Origin of the sequence: Xanthomonas sp. 3307 (genome assembly GCF_014199735.1) — a bacterium.
GTDB lineage: Bacteria > Pseudomonadota > Gammaproteobacteria > Xanthomonadales > Xanthomonadaceae > Xanthomonas_A > Xanthomonas_A rydalmerensis.
This window is the reverse complement of record NZ_JACHOG010000002.1, coordinates 151,898-167,251: the sequence shown is the minus strand read 5'-3', so window position 1 is coordinate 167,251 and position 15,354 is coordinate 151,898. Positions and strand designations below refer to the sequence as shown.

The following is a 15,354-nucleotide window of genomic DNA, read 5'->3' as shown; positions in this document are numbered from 1 at the left end:
TTCGCACCGTCGGCGCTTCGCGCCGCCGGCGCGGTCTGCTGCGCGCATTGCGCCAATCCCGAATGCCCAATCCCCAATCCCGCACGCGGAGCGCGCCCATGAACGCCTCCCTGCGCATCCTCGCCTGGCTGCTGGCACTGGCCCTGGTCGCGCTGCCGATCGTGGCCGTGCTCAACGGCTGGGTCGGCGCCGAGCGCTGGCCGCTGAGCCGGCTGCAGGTCAGTGGCGACTTCAAGCGCGTGTCCGCCGAGCAGTTGCGCCAGGTGGTGCTGCCGTACGCGCGGCGCGGCTTCTTCGCGGTGCGCCTGCAGGATGCGCAGAACGCGATCGAGCGCCTGCCGTGGGTGGAGAGTGCGCGCGTGCGCAAGCGCTGGCCGGACGTGCTGGAAGTGCGCGTCACCGAACATCGCCCGTTCGCGCGCTGGGGCACGGACCGCATGCTGTCCGAGCAGGGCCGCATCTTCGCCCTGCCCAACGAACTGCGCGACGTGGCGCTGCCGCACCTGGACGGTCCCGACGCCAAGGCCGCCGACGTGGTCGCGCTGTACAACGCCTCGCGCGCGCTGTTCGCTCCGGTCGGCCTGCCGGTACAGGGCGTGGCCCTGGACGCGCGTGGTAGCTGGTCGCTGGCGCTGGGCAACGGCGTGCAGGTGGTGGTCGGCCGCGACGACGCGCGCGCGCGCCTGGAGCGCTTCGCCCGGGTGCTGCCGCAACTGCTGCAGCCGGGCCAGCCGCCGCTGGCGCGCGCCGATCTTCGCTACACCAACGGATTCACGGTGGCATGGGTACCCGAGAGCAAAGAGCCGAGTAAGGAGCCGGGCAAGGAGAAGAAACCAGCGGCGCCGGCCCAGCCCACGCGCCACGCGGCACTGGCCGACCCTCCGACCCCGCGCACGCGCTCGCTCTTCTCCATTCCCCATTCCCCATTCTCTATTCCCGGCTCCAAGACATGAACCGCAAAGGCGACAAATCCCTCATCGTTGGACTGGACATCGGCACCTCCAAGGTCGTCGCGCTGGTCGGCGAATACTCGCCCGGCAACCCGATCGAGGTGATCGGCATCGGTTCGCACGAATCGCGCGGTCTCAAGCGCGGCGTGGTCGTGGACATCGAATCCACCGTGCAGTCGATCCAGCGCGCGATCGAGGAAGCCGAGCTGATGGCCGGCTGCGAGATCCGCTCGGTGTACGCGTCGATCTCCGGCAACCACGTGCAGTGCAAGAACTCACCGGGCATCGTGCCGATCCGCGACGGCGAGGTGACCTGGAACGATCTGGACCGCGTGCTGGAAGCGGCCAAGGCGGTGGCGATCCCGGCCGACCAGCGCATCCTCCACGCGATCCCGCGCGAGTACGTGCTCGACGATTCGCAGGAAGGCATCCGCAACCCGGTCGGCATGACCGGCGTGCGCCTGGAGGTGCACGCGCACCTGGTGGTGTGCGCGCAGTCGGCCGCGGCCAACATCAGCAAGTGCGTGCAGCGCTGCGGCCTGCAGGTGGACGACCTGATCCTGTCCTCGCTGGCGTCCTCGGTGGCGGTGCTGACCGCCGACGAGCGCGAGCTGGGCGTGGTGCTGGTGGACATGGGAGCCGGCACCACCGACCTGGCGGTGTTCGTGCAGGGCGCGATCTGCCACACCGCCTCGCTGCCGATCGCCGGCGACCACGTTACCAACGACATCGCGCACATGCTGCGCACGCCCACCCCGGAAGCCGAGCAGATCAAGGTGCGCTACGCCTGCGCGCTGGCGCAGCTGGCCACCGCGGAAGAAAGCATCCAGGTGCCCAGCGTCGGCGACCGCCCGCCGCGGCGCATGCCGCGCCATTCGCTGGCGCAGGCGGTGCAGGGGCGCTACGAGGAGATCTTCGAGATGGTGCAGGCGGAACTGCGCCGCTCCGGCTTCGAGGAACTGGTGCGTGCCGGCATGGTGCTGACCGGCGGCGCGTCGAAGATGGAAGGCGTGGTCGAACTGGCCGAGGAAATGGTGCAGATGCCGGTACGCGTGGGCATTCCCCAGCACGTCACCGGCCTGGGCGAAGTCGTCGGCAATCCGGTCCACGCCACCGGCGTGGGCCTGCTGCTGATGGGCAGCCAGATCGAACACCCGCGCCGCCCGTCGCTGCCGACCGGCCGCGCCGGCAGCTTGTTCAAGAAATTGAAGAACTGGTATCGCGGCGAATTTTGATGGAGCCGGGATTCGGGATTCGACATTCGGGATTGGTGGGAGCAACAGCGGTAGGTAGAGAGAGTGGAGAGCGGTAGGTAGGCAGGCGATAGGTTTTTTTGCAGTGATTCCGCCGCGGAAAGGGTCACGGAACTGGGTAGTCGCTCTTGCGAATCCCCACTCCCGAATCCCGAATCCCGGCATCCAAACAACAACACTCGCCGGACGGAGAGGCAGGAAAAAAGGATCGGAGTTCTCCGAATCCCCAATCCCCACTCCCCAATCCCGGCTCAAGAGGACACGGACATGGCGCATTTCGAACTGATTGAAAAGATGGCACCCAATGCAGTGATCAAGGTCGTTGGCGTGGGCGGCGGCGGCGGCAACGCGGTCGCGCACATGGTCAGCAGCAGCGTGGACGGCGTGGAATTCATCACCGCCAACACCGACTCGCAGGCGATCAAGAACTGCGGCGCCAAGCTGCAGCTGCAGCTCGGCACCAACGTCACCAAGGGCCTGGGCGCGGGCGCGAACCCGGAAGTCGGCCGCCAGGCCGCGCTGGAAGACCGCGAGCGCATCATGGACGCGCTGCAGGGTGCGGACATGGTGTTCATCACCGCCGGCATGGGCGGCGGCACCGGCACCGGCGCCGCGCCGGTGGTGGCGCAGCTGGCCAAGGAAATGGGCATCCTGACCGTGGCCGTGGTCACCAAGCCGTTCCCGTTCGAAGGCCGCCGCCGCATGCAGGTGGCGCTGAAGGGCATCGAGGAACTGAGCCAGCACTGCGACTCGCTGATCACCATCCCCAACGAGAAGCTGATCACCGTGCTCGGCCGCAACGCCACCATGATCCAGGCGTTCCGCGCCGCCAACGACGTGCTGCAGGGCGCGGTGCAGGGCATCGCCGACCTGATCGTGCGTCCGGGCCTGATCAACGTCGACTTCGCCGACGTGCGCACCGTGATGTCGGAAATGGGCCTGGCGATGATGGGCACCGGCTCGGCCCGCGGCGACGACCGCGCGCAGGCGGCCGCCGAAGCGGCGATCCAGAACCCGCTGCTCGACGACGTCAACCTGGCCGGCGCCAACGGCATCCTGGTCAACATCACCGCCGGCCCGGACTTCACCATGGCCGAGTTCGACGAGATCGGCCGCACCATCGAGGGCTTCTCCTCCGAGGACGCCACCGTGGTGGTCGGCACCGTGCTGGATCCGGACATGCAGGACGAAGTGCGCGTGACCGTGGTCGCCACCGGCCTGAACCGCGCGGTGTCGCGCCAGTCGCAGCGTCCGGAGCAGCGTGCGCCGATCAAGCTGGTGCGCAACGCCACCACCGGCCAGCCGGAGTTCGGCGACTTCGAGCACGGCGGCGACGCCGTGTCCAAGGCGGTCGGCGGTGCGATGGGCCTGGGCCTGCGTCGTCCGAGCGGCGAGTCGATGAGCCCGGCGGCCGCCGCGCCGACCCCGGCCGCGGCGGACCTGCCGAGCGACTACCTGGATATCCCGGCGTTCCTGCGCCGCCAGGCCGACTGATGCCGTCCCTGGCGCAGCCGTCCGGCTTGCGGATGGGCCTGCCCGGCCATCCATGGCCGGGCGCGGGGCCGCTCGCGAAGCCGTGCTTCGCAAGCAAGTGGCCTGCCCTGCGTCGCCAGGCCGACTGAGGTCGATGCGTCATCGGCCGGCGTTCGCGCCGGTCCGCAACACCGCCGTCCAGGAGCGCCTCCCTGGTCGGCGCGCCGTGTCCCTTGCTGCCGGGTCCTCGCGACCCGGCAGGTTTTTGCGACCGCGACGCCGGCACGGGCCAGCGTTGCACCCATGGGATGCTGTGACCGCTTTGTTAAAATTTGGCTAAACGCGTGATATTCTCGTTGTCTGTTCAGTTCCCGTGCGAACAGACGTTTCCAGACTGTCTGCCATGACCCAGCAACGCACTCTCAAGAACACGATCCGCGCCACCGGCGTGGGCCTGCACAGCGGCGACAAGGTCTACATGACCCTGCGCCCCGCACCGGCCGACCACGGCATCGTGTTCCGACGCGTGGACCTGGATCCGGCGGTGGACGTGCCTGCCGATGCCGAACTGGTCACCGAGACCACGCTGTGCACCGGTTTGAGCCGCGGCCAGGCCAAGATCCAGACCGTGGAGCACCTGATGTCGGCGATGGCCGGCCTCGGCGTGGACAACGCCATCGTCGAACTGTCCTCGGCCGAACTGCCGATCATGGACGGCTCGGCCGGTCCGTTCGTGTTCCTGCTGCAGTCGGCGGGCATCGTCGAGCAGGACAAGGCCAAGCGCTTCATCCGCATCAAGCGCGAAGTGGAAGTGCGCGACGGCGACAAGATCGCCCGTTTCGTGCCCTACGACGGCGGCTACAAGCTCGGTTTCACCATCCAGTTCGACCACCCGATGATCCCGGCCAAGCAGTCGCGCCAGGAGATCGAGTTCTCGACGATGGCCTACATCAAGGAAATCTCCCGCGCGCGCACCTTCGGCTTCATGCGCGACCTGGAGTACATGCGCGAGCGCAATCTCGGCCTGGGCGGTTCGATGGACAACGCCATCGTGCTCGACGAGTTCCGCGTGCTCAACGACGACGGCCTGCGCTACGCCGACGAGTTCGTGCGCCACAAGATCCTCGATGCGATCGGCGACCTGTACCTCGCCGGCGGTGCCATCCTCGGCGCTTACGAGGGCTACAAGTCCGGCCATGCGCTGAACAACAAGCTGGTCCGCGCGCTGCTCGCCGAACAGGCGGCGTGGGAATGGGTCAGCTTCGAATCCGCCGCGCAGCAGGCGCCGGTGGCCTACGGGGCCGTGGCTTACGCCTGAATCCGTTCAGCTCGGCCAACGGCCGGGTGGGGATCACGGAATCGGCAATCGGCCGGTTCTTCTTCTCCCCTTAACATCGATTTAACGAATCGGTAACGACCTCACGCCCGACGCCCGCTAGGATGCGTCGGGTCGCGGCGTGCGTGTCTACGTACGTCGACGGCCGGGGTCGGAGCCCGCGGTCGCATCAGGCGTCGCGGAGCCGACGTCCTGCAGGGAAGCCAGAGCCTCGCGCAGCCCCTTGTGCGTGGCCGCAGAAACCGGAGCTGGCTTGCTTCTTGCCTGCTGCATTGGGGAATGCGCGGGTGCAGTCGCAGTCTTGACGGTCACTTTGGTGGCTTTCAGCCCGAGGGAACGGGCCGCAGCAAGGATGTCGGCCTCGGCCAGCCTGACCCGGGCGTGCCAGACCGGAGACTCAACGAGAAAAACGAGCTGCTCGCCGTTCACATTGGCCAACCGGCAACGGGAGGCCAGGTTCGGCGGCAGATGGGGGCGTAACTGCCGGTCCAGCGCGTCGAGCCACAGGGCGCGTCGCAACGGGTCGCCCGCCTTGTCCGCCAGTGCGGCGTCCAACGCCGGCTGCGGCGTGGCGGTATGGCCTTCGCCGGACTTTCGCTTAGACATGAAAACTCATATGACGTTCAAGAAGATCGTAATCCGTTCCAGTGAAAAGGGGGTCAAGACGTTGCCGTGGCGATTGCGCGACTTCGCCGATCGCCGCCCCCTCGCCGCGCTCGGCGCGGTCCTCGGTCTCGGCATGGTACTCGGCATCGGTGTCAGCGCCGCGGCCGGGTGGGGTGGTTCGGCGCAACTGCGCGCCAAGCTCGAGCGGCAGGACCAGGAGTTGGCGCAGGTGCGCCGCGACGCGCAGACCCAGGTCAACGCCCTGGCCGCGCGCCTGGGCGAGCTGCAGGCGCAGGCGACCCGGCTCAACGCGCTCGGCGAGCGCCTGACCCGCATGGGCAAGCTGCAGGACGGCGAGTTCGACTTCGACCAGCCGGTCGGCGTCGGTGGCGGCGACGACGAGCCCAGCCACGACATGCCCGCGCAGCAGCTCGGCAAGGAGCTGGACGGGCTGCAGCAGAAGTTCGCCACCTCCGGCCAGCAGCTGTCGGTGCTCGAATCGCTGCTGTTCGACCATCAACTGGACCAGAACGCGGTGCCCTCGCGGATGCCGATCCGCAACAGCTACATCACCTCGGCCTTCGGCGGCCGCGCCGATCCGTTCGGCCGCGGCACCGGCAACCACAAGGGCATCGACTTCCATGCCAATGTCGGCGATCCAGTGCTGGCGGTGGCCGACGGCGTGGTCAGCTATTCCGGCGTGCGCGGTGGCTACGGCAACGTGGTCGAGGTCGACCACGGCAACGGCTATGTCACCCGCTATGCGCACAATTCGCGGCTGTCGGTGAAGGTCGGCGACCTGGTGCGGGTCGGCCAGGAAGTGGCCAAGGCCGGCTCCACCGGCCGGTCCACCGGCGCCCACGTGCATTTCGAGGTGTGGAAGGACGGGGTGGTGGTGAACCCGGCCAAGTTCCTCGGCGATGGCGCCATTCCGGTGGGTCGCCGCGGCCGCGGCTGAGTCCGGCAGGGGGCGGCGTGCCGGCGCTTGAATCGCCGGCCCTCGCCCCAAGCTACAATGTGCTTTGCCATCGACAGGGCGCCTCGCGCCCTGTTTCGTTTGCGGCCCGTCGATTCCCTGGGGATCGGGCCGCGCGGGCGTTCCTTTCCAACCGGTTCCTTCAATGATCAACAGTCTGCTTACTCGCGTTTTCGGTAGCCGCAACGAGCGCCAACTGCGCCAGCTCCACCGTATCGTCGCCAAGATCAATGCGCTGGAGCCGGAGATGGAGCAGCTCTCCGACGAGCAGCTGCAGGCCAAGACCCCGGAACTGCGCGGACGCATCGCCGGCGGCGAGACCCTGGACAAGGTGCTGCCGGAAGCGTTCGCGGTGTGCCGCGAGGCCAGCCGACGCGTGCTGGGCATGCGCCACTACGACGTGCAGTTGATCGGCGGCATGGTCCTGCACCTGGGCAAGATCGCGGAAATGCGCACCGGCGAGGGCAAGACCCTGGTCGCGACGCTGCCGGTGTACCTCAACGCGCTGGAAGACAAGGGCGTGCACGTGGTCACCGTCAACGACTACCTGGCGCGCCGCGACGCCGCGCAGATGGGCAAGCTGTACAACTGGCTGGGCCTGAGCGTGGGCGTGGTGTACCCGGGCATGCCGCACAGCGACAAGCACGCCGCCTACGCCGCCGACATCACCTACGGCACCAACAACGAATTCGGCTTCGACTACCTGCGCGACAACATGGCGCTGTCCAAGGCCGATCGCTTCCAGCGCGGGCTCAACTACGCCATCGTCGACGAAGTCGACTCGATCCTGATCGACGAAGCGCGCACCCCGCTGATCATCTCCGGCCCGGCCGACGAGTCGCCGGAGCTGTACATCCGCGTCAACCGCATCGTGCCGCAGCTGGTCAAGCAGGAATCGGAAGAGGGCGAGGGCGACTTCTGGGTCGACGAGAAGGGCAAGCAGGTGCACCTGTCCGAAGCGGGCATGGAGCACGCCGAAGAACTGCTGCGCGCCGCCGGCATCCTCACCGACGAGGAAGACCGCCTGTACGGGGCGCAGAACCTGAGCGTGGTCCACCACCTCAACGCGGCGCTGCGCGCGCACGCGATCTACCAGCGCGACGTCGACTACATCGTGCGCGACGGCGAGGTGGTGATCGTCGACGAGTTCACCGGCCGCACCCTGCCGGGCCGGCGCTGGTCCGACGGCCTGCACCAGGCGGTGGAAGCGAAGGAAGGCGTGCCGGTGCAGCGCGAGAACCAGACGCTGGCCAGCATCACCTTCCAGAACCTGTTCCGCATGTACAAGAAGCTGTCCGGCATGACCGGTACGGCCGATACCGAAGCCTACGAGTTCCAGAGTATCTACGGCCTGGAAGTGGTGGTGATCCCGACCAACCGCCCGACCATCCGCAAGGACTGGCCGGACCAGGTGTTCCTCAACCGCCAGGGCAAGTTCAACGCGGTGCTGGCCGACATCGAGGACTGCGCCAAGCGCGGCCAGCCCGTGCTGGTCGGCACCACCTCGATCGAGACCTCGGAGATGCTGTCCGAGCACCTGCGCAAGGCCGGCGTGAAGCATGAGGTACTCAACGCCAAGCAGCACGAGCGCGAAGCGCAGATCGTCGCCAACGCCGGCCAGCCGGGCGCGGTGACCATCGCCACCAACATGGCCGGCCGCGGTACCGACATCGTGCTCGGCGGCTCGCTGGAGGCCGAACTGCACGCGCTGGGCGAGGAGCCGGACGACGCGACGCGCGCGCGCCTGAAGGCGGCCTGGCAGGAGCGCCACGACGCGGTCAAGGCCGCCGGCGGCCTGCACATCATCGGCACCGAGCGCCACGAATCGCGGCGTATCGACAACCAGCTGCGCGGCCGTTCCGGCCGCCAGGGCGACCCGGGTTCCTCGCGGTTCTACCTGTCGCTGGAAGACAACCTGATGCGCATCTTCGCCTCGGACTGGGTGCAGAAGGCGATGCGCATGATGGGCATGAAGGAAGACGACGTCATCGAGGACAAGCTGGTCAGCCGGCAGATCGAGAAGGCGCAGCGCAAGGTCGAGGCGCACAACTTCGACATCCGCAAGAACCTGCTCGACTTCGACGACGTCAACAACGACCAACGCAAGGTGATCTACGCCCAGCGCGACGAGTTGCTGGACGCCGAGTCGGTGAAGGAGAACGTCGACGGCATCCGCGACGACGTGATCTACGACATCGTGTCGCGCTTCGTGCCGCCGAACTCGGTGGACGACCAGTGGGACCTGCCGGGCCTGGAAGCCACGCTGGCCAGCGAACTGGGCCTGTCGCTGTCGATCACCGATCTGGTCAAGCGCCATGAGGAACTGGACGCGGACGGCATCGTCGAGAAGGTGCGCGAGGAAGTGGACCGCCATTTCCGCGAGAAGGAATCGGCGATCGGCGGCGAGACCATGCGCGCGCTGGAGAAGCACGTGATGCTCACCGTGCTCGACCAGAGCTGGAAGGAGCACCTGGCGCGCATGGACTACCTGCGTCAGGGCATCCACCTGCGCGGCTACGCGCAGAAGCAGCCCAAGCAGGAATACAAGAAGGAAGCCTTCGAGCTGTTCTCGGAGATGCTGGAGCACGCCAAGCGCGAAGTGGTCACCCTGCTGGCGCGGGTGCGCATCCGCAGCGAGGAGGAAGTGGCCGCGCTGGAGGCGCAGGAGCGCCAGCAGGTGGAGGCGCAGCTGCGCCAGGCGCAGTTCCAGCACCAGGACGCCGGTGGCTACGGCGCCGACGAGGAAGCCGAGCAGGTGCAGCGCGGCGAGGCGGGAGCGCCGACCGTGGCGCAGGTGACCCGCGAAGCGCCGAAGGTCGGCCGCAACGATCCCTGCCCCTGCGGCAGCGGCAAGAAGTACAAGCACTGCCACGGCCAGCTGAGCTGAGCCTGGTCCCGCCGCAGCGCTGCGCACGTGCGCAGCCGCTGTGGGCGCCGGCCCTTTCCTAGGCCCCGGCATCCCGGATCCGCTGCTCCCGACCCTGGCGGGGCAGCGACCGTCCGACGCTCAGTTGCCCAGTTCGGCCAGTCGCGCCGCCAGCCTGCGCTGGATCGGGGGCGCACGATCGATCAGGCCGAGCAGGCCATTGCGAACAGTACGTGTCATCGGTGCGGTAGCGGTGGCCGCACGCGTCATCGCATCGGTCATGCGCACCACGCCGCGGGCGATGCGATGGCGGCGGGTGGCCCAGGCGTCCAGGGCTTGGTCGTCGTGCTGGTGTAGCGCCTGCTGCAGCGCGGGCGCCAGCGCGATCGCGTCCTGGATGCCGGTATTCATGCCCTGGCCTCCGGCGGGGCTGTGCACATGCGCCGCATCGCCGCATAGCAGGACCCGTCCCCGCCGCATCTGCGCGGCCACGCGGTGCTGCAGATGGAAGTCCGAACTCCAGAGCAGCGTGTCGATGCGGCCGCGCGCACTGCGCGGTCCGCGCGCGTCGAGCAAGGCCTGCATCTGCGATAGGGTCGGCGGCCCGGCTGTGTCCGTCACCGTCGCCACGATCCGGTGGCAATCGCCGGCTGCACCGTCGGGCTCCGGCAACGGCGCCACCACCATCAGGCCCTGCGGCGAGAAGAACAGGCTGACTTCCTCGCGCGGCAGCGGCCATGCCATGCGCACGTCGGCGAGCACGAAGGTTTCCGTGTAGTCCCCGCCCTCGAACGCGATCCCGGCGGTCTCCCGCACGGCGCTATGCGCGCCGTCGCAGCCGACGATCCATTGCGCACCCACCAACTGCCTGCGCTGTTGCGGCAGTTCCAGGTCGGCGCTGATGCCATCGGCTGCCTGCGCGAACGACAGCAGGCGTGCCGGCCGCCACACCGTGGCGGAATGGGGCCCGAGCTTGTCGCCGAGAATCGCCTCGGTCGCGTTCTGCGGGCACATCAGCGCGTATCGGTGCGTCGAGGGCAGGTCGTCGAAGCCGATCTGCAGCAGGACCCGGTCGCCGTCGCGCACGCGGAACCGGGTGGTTCGCACGCCCGCCGCGAGCAGGCGCGGCACGACCCCGAGCGGTTCGAGCACTTCCAGGGTACGCGCATGGATCACCGCGGCGCGCGAGGTGTTCAGCCCTGCCGGATGCCGGTCGATCAGGAGCGAGGCGATCCCGAGACGATCCAGGGCCAGGCGCAGCGCAAGCCCGCTGGGCCCGGCACCCACGATCAGCACGTCCGTCGATAGCGTGTCGCCATACGTATTCATCGCACTTCCCTGAGTAAGCGTGTGTTTACATCCTGCGCCGTTTCCGGCGTGGAGTAAACTTCCGTTTACAGGCGCTACGTCTGTTCCTCCCACGGACACCCCAGTGACACGCTCGCAGGCCACCAAAGACCGCATTCTCGAATCGGCGCGGGCGCTGTTCGCCCTGCACGGCTACGACGGCGCCACCGTGCGCCAGATCGCGGCGCAGGCGCAGGCCAATGTCGCGCTGGTGATCCGCTACTACGGCAGCAAGGAGCAGCTGTTCCTGGCGGCGGTGGAGTTCGACCTGCACCTTCCGGATCTGCGCGACACGCCAGCCGAGGAAATAGGCGAACGCCTGGCGGCGCATTTCTTCGCGGTCTGGGAGGACGCGCCCTCGGGGCATCAACTGGTGGCCTTGCTACGCGCGGCGGTGAGCCATGCCGATGCGAAGGCGCGGATCACCGAGATTTTCGAGACGCAGTTGCGCACGGAGGTGCGGCGCCACCTGGGACCGGGCGCGGCGGCGGAGACGCGCGCAACCCTGATCGCCTCGCAGATGCTGGGCTTCGCCCTGGTGCGCTACGTGCTGGAGTTTCCGGCCAGGGGCCTGACCCGGCCGCTGGCGGTGCGGGTGTTGGGAGAGACGCTGCAGCGGTATCTTACCCAGCCGCTGTGAGTGCAGGGCGCGTTTGCCAAGCCCTTGCTCAAGGCCGGGGCGTGTTCCAGCGGCCATGCCGCGGCCGGGGCGGGGAGAGGGAGGCTTGCGCGTGCTCGTGCTGACGCGCGTGTACCGTCGCAGCGTGGCATGCTGGGTAACGAATCGCACGCATGCGTTGGAGGAAGTGCCATGGAAGCCTTGCACAGCCTGGAACTGAAGGTCTTCGTGCCGGCGCAGGATTTCGGGGTGTCGGCGCGGTTCTATGCGGAGGTCGGATTCGCGCCCGAGCCGCTCGGCGACGGCCTGACCTGCTTCCGCCACGGCGACCGCTGCGCGTTCCTGTTGCAGGATGGCTACCACCAAGCCCTGGCGCACAACCTGATGCTGCACCTGTGGGTGGAGGACGCCGATGCCTGGTGGCGGCGGCTGCACGCGGCTGACCTGGTCGCCCGCTACGGCGCGCGCCTGGGCGAACCCGAGGACCGGCCCTGGGGCATGCGCGACTTCACCCTGCACGATCCCGGCGGGGTGCTGTGGCGGATCGGCCACGACCTGGTCGCCTGAGCGGGAGTCGGGAGTGGGAGTGGGGATGATCGGCACCGCGATCTGGAATGCAGCCGTCTCCGTGGGAGCGGCTTCAGCCGTGGCGGTTTTCCGTGAAGGCCCGTCCCGGCTGGAACGCAACCGGGGCTGCGGAAGTGCACCCAACCACCACGATGCGTGCCGCAGCGGCACGATGAGCGGCGCACGCCACGCAGCGTCGCATGTGGACCAGCGCGCGATGCTTGGTGTCGGCGCGACACGCCCGCGCCTTCAAGCCGCGCTGGGTGCAGGTCATGGTCCCGTCCCGGGGATTGCCCGGTCGCGCGGGATGTCGCCTCCGCGGCCGATCGGCGCCGATGTGACCCTGGTTGATTGCGTTGGCGCTGCCGGAAACGGCAAGCTTGCGCCATGTCCGAACCGCTCAGATCCATCCATGTCGTCGCCGGCGTCATCACCGATGCGCGCGGCCGTATCCTGCTGACCCGTCGTACCGAGGGCCGCGACCTGGCGGGCCTGTGGGAATTCCCCGGCGGCAAGCGCGAGCCCGGCGAGACCTCGGAGCAGGCGCTGGTGCGCGAACTGCAGGAGGAACTGGGCATCGACGCCGTGGTCGGCGAGTGGCTGATGGAAGTTCCGCAGCGCTACCCGGACAAGCGGCTGCGCCTGGAAGTGCGCCAGGTGTCGGCGTGGAAGGGCACGCCACGCGGCCGCGAGGGCCAGGCGCTGACCTGGGTGAGCGCCGACAAGCTGGGCCGCTACGCGATGCCGCCGGCCGACCAGCCGGTGGTGGCGATGCTGCGCCAGCCCGCGTGCTACCTGGTCACGCCTGAGCCGGCCGAACCGGGCCCCTGGTTGGCGGCGTTGGAGCGCGCGCTGGATGGCGGTGTGCGCCGCGTGCAGTTGCGCGCGCGCGGCCTGCCGGCCGAGCATTGGTCGCCGCTGGCGCGTTCCGCGGCGGCGCTGTGCGCGGCACGTGGCGCGCAGGTGCTGCTCAACCGCGACGTGGCGCTGGCGCGGGAACTGGGCGTGGGCGTGCACCTGGGCGCGGAGCAGTTGCCGCACTGGCAGGCGCGTCCGTTGCCGGCCGGACAGCCCGTCGCGGCGTCCTGCCACAGTCTCGAAGAATTGCAGGCGGCGCAGCGCATCGGCTGCGATTTCGCGGTGGTCGGGCCGCTGGCGGCCACCGCCAGCCACCCCGGCGCCGCGCCGTTGGGCTGGGAGGCGTTCGAGCGCCTGCGCGAGCAGGTCGCCCTGCCGATCTATCCGATCGGCGGCCTGGCGCCGACCCAGGTAACCGAGGCACGCCGCCACGGCGGCCAGGGCATCGCCGCGATCCGCGGGCTATGGCCGCTGCCGGCCGATGTGGCGTGAGCGGGGCGGTGGCAACCGCTCCCCGTAGGAGTCAACTGTCATGCAGCCGTGGCGCGCGAAGTGGTGCGCCTTCCGATGGCGCAATGCGTCGGGACTGAAGTCCCTCCCACAGTGATCCTCCGACGAGGCTGGCGCCGTACTTGTGGTAGCGGCTTCAGCCGCAACAGCGGATCTCCGACAGGTCGCGGTTGAAGCCGCTCCTGCGCGAGGGGGAGGAGCGTACGGGACGCCGCTGTTGCGATTTCCCAATCCCCAATCCCCAATCCCGGCTCCTCAGAAACTGATCCAGAAGCAGTCGTACTGCCGGCGCAGGTCCAGCACGGTGGAGGTGGGGGTGATGCTACCGGCGAGGGTCTGCTGCAGACGCAGGCCGGTCGGATGCGGACGCGATGGCGCCTCGCCGCTGTCGGCATCCGCCGCGGCCGACGTGTCCGTTGTCGCGGACGCGACTGTCGACGACGTGCCGGCTGCAGGAGCGTTGGTCCCGCTGGTGTCCGGCACCACCGGCACGATCGCAACCAGGGGGCGGCGCACGATCGCCTCCAGCCGGTCGAAGATGCGTTGCGCGCCGTCGTCGGAAGCGCCGTTCCACCAGTACAGCGCCGATAGCCGATTGACGTCGCGGGCGTCCACGGCACTGCGGATCTGCTGGACCAGCACGCTGAGCCGGCGCACGCACTGCGGCGGCGCCAGGCCGCGAGCGTTGTCGCCGACATTGCCGGGCGCGGCCGGTGGCGGCAGCCGGTCGATCGCGCCGACATCCTCGCAACGGCGATCGCTGAACACGGTAGTGCCGTCGGGACCGCTGCAGCGATTCACCCGCTGCGCCGCGGCGGGAGTGGCGAACACGTACAGGCACAGGCACAGAACCAGCAGGATCGGCGGAAGAGCGCGCATCGGCGCAGGGTAGCGGCAGCCGGCGTGACCGCGGAGCGAATGCCTACGAAGCCGGGATTGGGGATTGGGGATTGGGGATTCGCCAAAGCGAGGCCGCGCGCGCCGCTGTTGCCAATCCCGAATCCCGAATCCCCAATCCCGAGCGGCGACACTCAGCCGGCGGCGATGGCGCCGCGCAGGCGCGCCAGCACGCTGGCGGTCGGTTTGGCCAGGTTGAGCGTGTAGAAATGCAGCCCGGGCGCGCCGCCGTCGATCAGGCGCTGGCACAGCGTGGCGACCACGTCGGCGCCGAAGTCGCGGATGGCCTCGGCATCGTCGCCGTAGGCCTGCATGCGCTTGCCGATCCAGCGCGGGATTTCTGCGCCGCATTGTTCGGAGAAGCGCCGCAGCTGGCTGAAGTTGGAGATCGGCATGATGCCGGGCACGATCGGGATCTGCACGCCGAGCTTGCGCACCGCGTCGACGAAGTGAAAGTAGGCGTCGGCGTTGTAGAAGTACTGGGTGATGGCGGCATCGGCGCCGGCGTCGACCTTGGCCTTGAAGTGGCGCAGGTCGCTGAGCGCGTCGTTGGCCTGCGGATGCGTCTCCGGATACGCGCCCACTTCCAGGTGGAAGGCGTCGCCGTGCTCGGCGCGGATGAAGGCGATCAGGTCGGCGGCGTAGCGCAGGTCGCCGGGGTGGCCCATGCCGGACGGCAGGTCGCCGCGCAGCGCGACCAGGCGGCGGCAGCCGATGGCGCGGTACAACTTGAGCAGTTCGCGGATCTCCTCGCGGCTGCCGCCCACGCAGGACAGGTGCGGCGCAGCCTCGAAGCGGTGGTGCTGCTTGAGGTGGCGCACGGTCTCGGAGGTGTAGCTCAGGGTCGAGCCGCCGGCGCCGAAGGTGCAGGACACGTACTCCGGGGCGTAGGCCTTCAGCCGCGCGGCGGTGCGGTCGAGCTGCGCGCGCTGCTCGTCGGTCTTGGGCGGATAGAACTCGAAGCTGATGGCGGTCATGGGCGCAACGCAGCGGGCGGTGTCGCCAGTATATCTCTTCATCCGGATGGATATGCAATAAGTGGTGGCGGCCGCACCTTGGTCAGCCGCCACCGCGCCGCCCGGATCGGCGACTCAGC

12 protein-coding genes and 1 pseudogene are annotated in these 15,354 nt (G+C 68.8%); 9 read left to right on the top strand and 4 right to left on the bottom strand.

The genetic code is table 11. The features are described from left to right. Positions 1 to 98: 98 nt before the first annotated feature. The 4 genes and pseudogenes from GGR64_RS05620 to lpxC form a co-directional block, all read left to right on the top strand. Positions 99 to 776, top strand: a pseudogene (locus tag GGR64_RS05620) (cell division protein FtsQ/DivIB); the annotation flags it as partial. Positions 777 to 949: 173 nt separating this feature from the next. Continuing rightward, positions 950 to 2,185 (top strand): cell division protein FtsA, encoded by a 1,236-nt coding sequence (gene ftsA, locus GGR64_RS05615; RefSeq protein WP_010340121.1) that lies wholly within the window; start codon positions 950 to 952, stop codon positions 2,183 to 2,185. A gap of 285 nt (positions 2,186 to 2,470) precedes the next feature. Then, complete coding sequence (gene ftsZ / locus GGR64_RS05610; RefSeq protein WP_160966631.1) at positions 2,471 to 3,697, top strand: cell division protein FtsZ; 1,227 nt, start codon at positions 2,471 to 2,473, stop codon at positions 3,695 to 3,697. A 382-nt stretch (positions 3,698 to 4,079) separates the two neighbouring features. Beyond that, complete coding sequence (lpxC, locus tag GGR64_RS05605; protein WP_160966633.1) at positions 4,080 to 4,994, top strand: UDP-3-O-acyl-N-acetylglucosamine deacetylase; 915 nt, start codon at positions 4,080 to 4,082, stop codon at positions 4,992 to 4,994. Positions 4,995 to 5,141: 147 nt separating this feature from the next. Here the strand turns inward: lpxC and GGR64_RS05600 are convergent, their stop codons facing one another. After that, a complete protein-coding gene (locus tag GGR64_RS05600; RefSeq protein WP_184448369.1) occupies positions 5,142 to 5,618 on the bottom strand; it encodes a DUF721 domain-containing protein in 477 nt (158 codons plus the stop codon). Positions 5,619 to 5,628: 10 nt separating this feature from the next. Here GGR64_RS05600 and GGR64_RS05595 point away from each other — a divergent pair, with 10 nt between their 5' ends. Next, entirely contained in the window at positions 5,629 to 6,576 is a 948-nt protein-coding gene (locus tag GGR64_RS05595) for a M23 family metallopeptidase (protein ID WP_160966637.1), read from the top strand. 163 nt (positions 6,577 to 6,739) lie between these two features. Beyond that, positions 6,740 to 9,481 carry a preprotein translocase subunit SecA gene (gene secA, locus GGR64_RS05590; RefSeq protein WP_184644480.1) on the top strand — a complete coding sequence of 914 codons (2,742 nt, stop codon included), beginning with the start codon at positions 6,740 to 6,742 and terminating at the stop codon, positions 9,479 to 9,481. Positions 9,482 to 9,601: 120 nt separating this feature from the next. Here secA and GGR64_RS05585 read toward each other — a convergent pair whose 3' ends face one another. Then, positions 9,602 to 10,924, bottom strand: coding sequence for an NAD(P)/FAD-dependent oxidoreductase (locus GGR64_RS05585; RefSeq protein ID WP_260302852.1), 1,323 nt, complete (start codon positions 10,922 to 10,924; stop codon positions 9,602 to 9,604). On the opposite strand from GGR64_RS05585, the gene GGR64_RS05580 reads away from it, so the two are divergent. The 3 genes from GGR64_RS05580 (at position 10,893) to GGR64_RS05570 (ending at position 13,343) form a co-directional block, all read left to right on the top strand. Continuing rightward, a complete protein-coding gene (locus GGR64_RS05580; RefSeq protein WP_184644478.1) occupies positions 10,893 to 11,447 on the top strand; it encodes a TetR family transcriptional regulator in 555 nt (184 codons plus the stop codon). The two genes, GGR64_RS05585 and GGR64_RS05580, sit on opposite strands and share 32 nt — an antisense overlap. A 171-nt stretch (positions 11,448 to 11,618) precedes the next feature. Beyond that, positions 11,619 to 11,993, top strand: coding sequence for a VOC family protein (locus GGR64_RS05575; RefSeq protein WP_184644476.1), 375 nt, complete (start codon positions 11,619 to 11,621; stop codon positions 11,991 to 11,993). A 387-nt stretch (positions 11,994 to 12,380) separates the two neighbouring features. Then, a complete protein-coding gene (locus tag GGR64_RS05570; protein ID WP_184644474.1) occupies positions 12,381 to 13,343 on the top strand; it encodes a Nudix family hydrolase in 963 nt (320 codons plus the stop codon). Between the two features lie 273 nt (positions 13,344 to 13,616). Here the strand turns inward: GGR64_RS05570 and GGR64_RS05565 are convergent, their stop codons facing one another. Together GGR64_RS05565 and metF are read right to left on the bottom strand one after the other, a co-directional pair. Then, positions 13,617 to 14,240, bottom strand: a complete 624-nt coding sequence (locus tag GGR64_RS05565; protein ID WP_184644471.1) for a DUF4124 domain-containing protein — start codon at positions 14,238 to 14,240, stop codon at positions 13,617 to 13,619. A 152-nt stretch (positions 14,241 to 14,392) separates the two neighbouring features. Then, on the bottom strand, positions 14,393 to 15,235 hold the full coding sequence (metF, locus tag GGR64_RS05560; RefSeq protein ID WP_184644469.1) for a methylenetetrahydrofolate reductase [NAD(P)H]: 843 nt from the start codon (positions 15,233 to 15,235) through the stop codon (positions 14,393 to 14,395). Between the last annotated feature and the right edge of the window lie 119 nt (positions 15,236 to 15,354).

Excerpts from the sequence above, each read along its gene's own strand:
- ftsA (WP_010340121.1), top strand. The coding sequence starts at position 950 with ATGAACCGCAAAGGCGACAAATCCCTCATCGTTGGACTGGACATCGGC.
- ftsZ (WP_160966631.1), top strand. The coding sequence starts at position 2,471 with ATGGCGCATTTCGAACTGATTGAAAAGATGGCACCCAATGCAGTGATC.
- lpxC (WP_160966633.1), top strand. The coding sequence starts at position 4,080 with ATGACCCAGCAACGCACTCTCAAGAACACGATCCGCGCCACCGGCGTG.
- GGR64_RS05600 (WP_184448369.1), bottom strand. The coding sequence starts at position 5,618 with ATGTCTAAGCGAAAGTCCGGCGAAGGCCATACCGCCACGCCGCAGCCG.
- GGR64_RS05595 (WP_160966637.1), top strand. The coding sequence starts at position 5,629 with ATGACGTTCAAGAAGATCGTAATCCGTTCCAGTGAAAAGGGGGTCAAG.
- secA (WP_184644480.1), top strand. The coding sequence starts at position 6,740 with ATGATCAACAGTCTGCTTACTCGCGTTTTCGGTAGCCGCAACGAGCGC.
- GGR64_RS05585 (WP_260302852.1), bottom strand. The coding sequence starts at position 10,924 with ATGCGGTCTTTGGTGGCCTGCGAGCGTGTCACTGGGGTGTCCGTGGGA.
- GGR64_RS05575 (WP_184644476.1), top strand. The coding sequence starts at position 11,619 with ATGGAAGCCTTGCACAGCCTGGAACTGAAGGTCTTCGTGCCGGCGCAG.
- GGR64_RS05570 (WP_184644474.1), top strand. The coding sequence starts at position 12,381 with ATGTCCGAACCGCTCAGATCCATCCATGTCGTCGCCGGCGTCATCACC.
- GGR64_RS05565 (WP_184644471.1), bottom strand. The coding sequence starts at position 14,240 with ATGCGCGCTCTTCCGCCGATCCTGCTGGTTCTGTGCCTGTGCCTGTAC.
- metF (WP_184644469.1), bottom strand. The coding sequence starts at position 15,235 with ATGACCGCCATCAGCTTCGAGTTCTATCCGCCCAAGACCGACGAGCAG.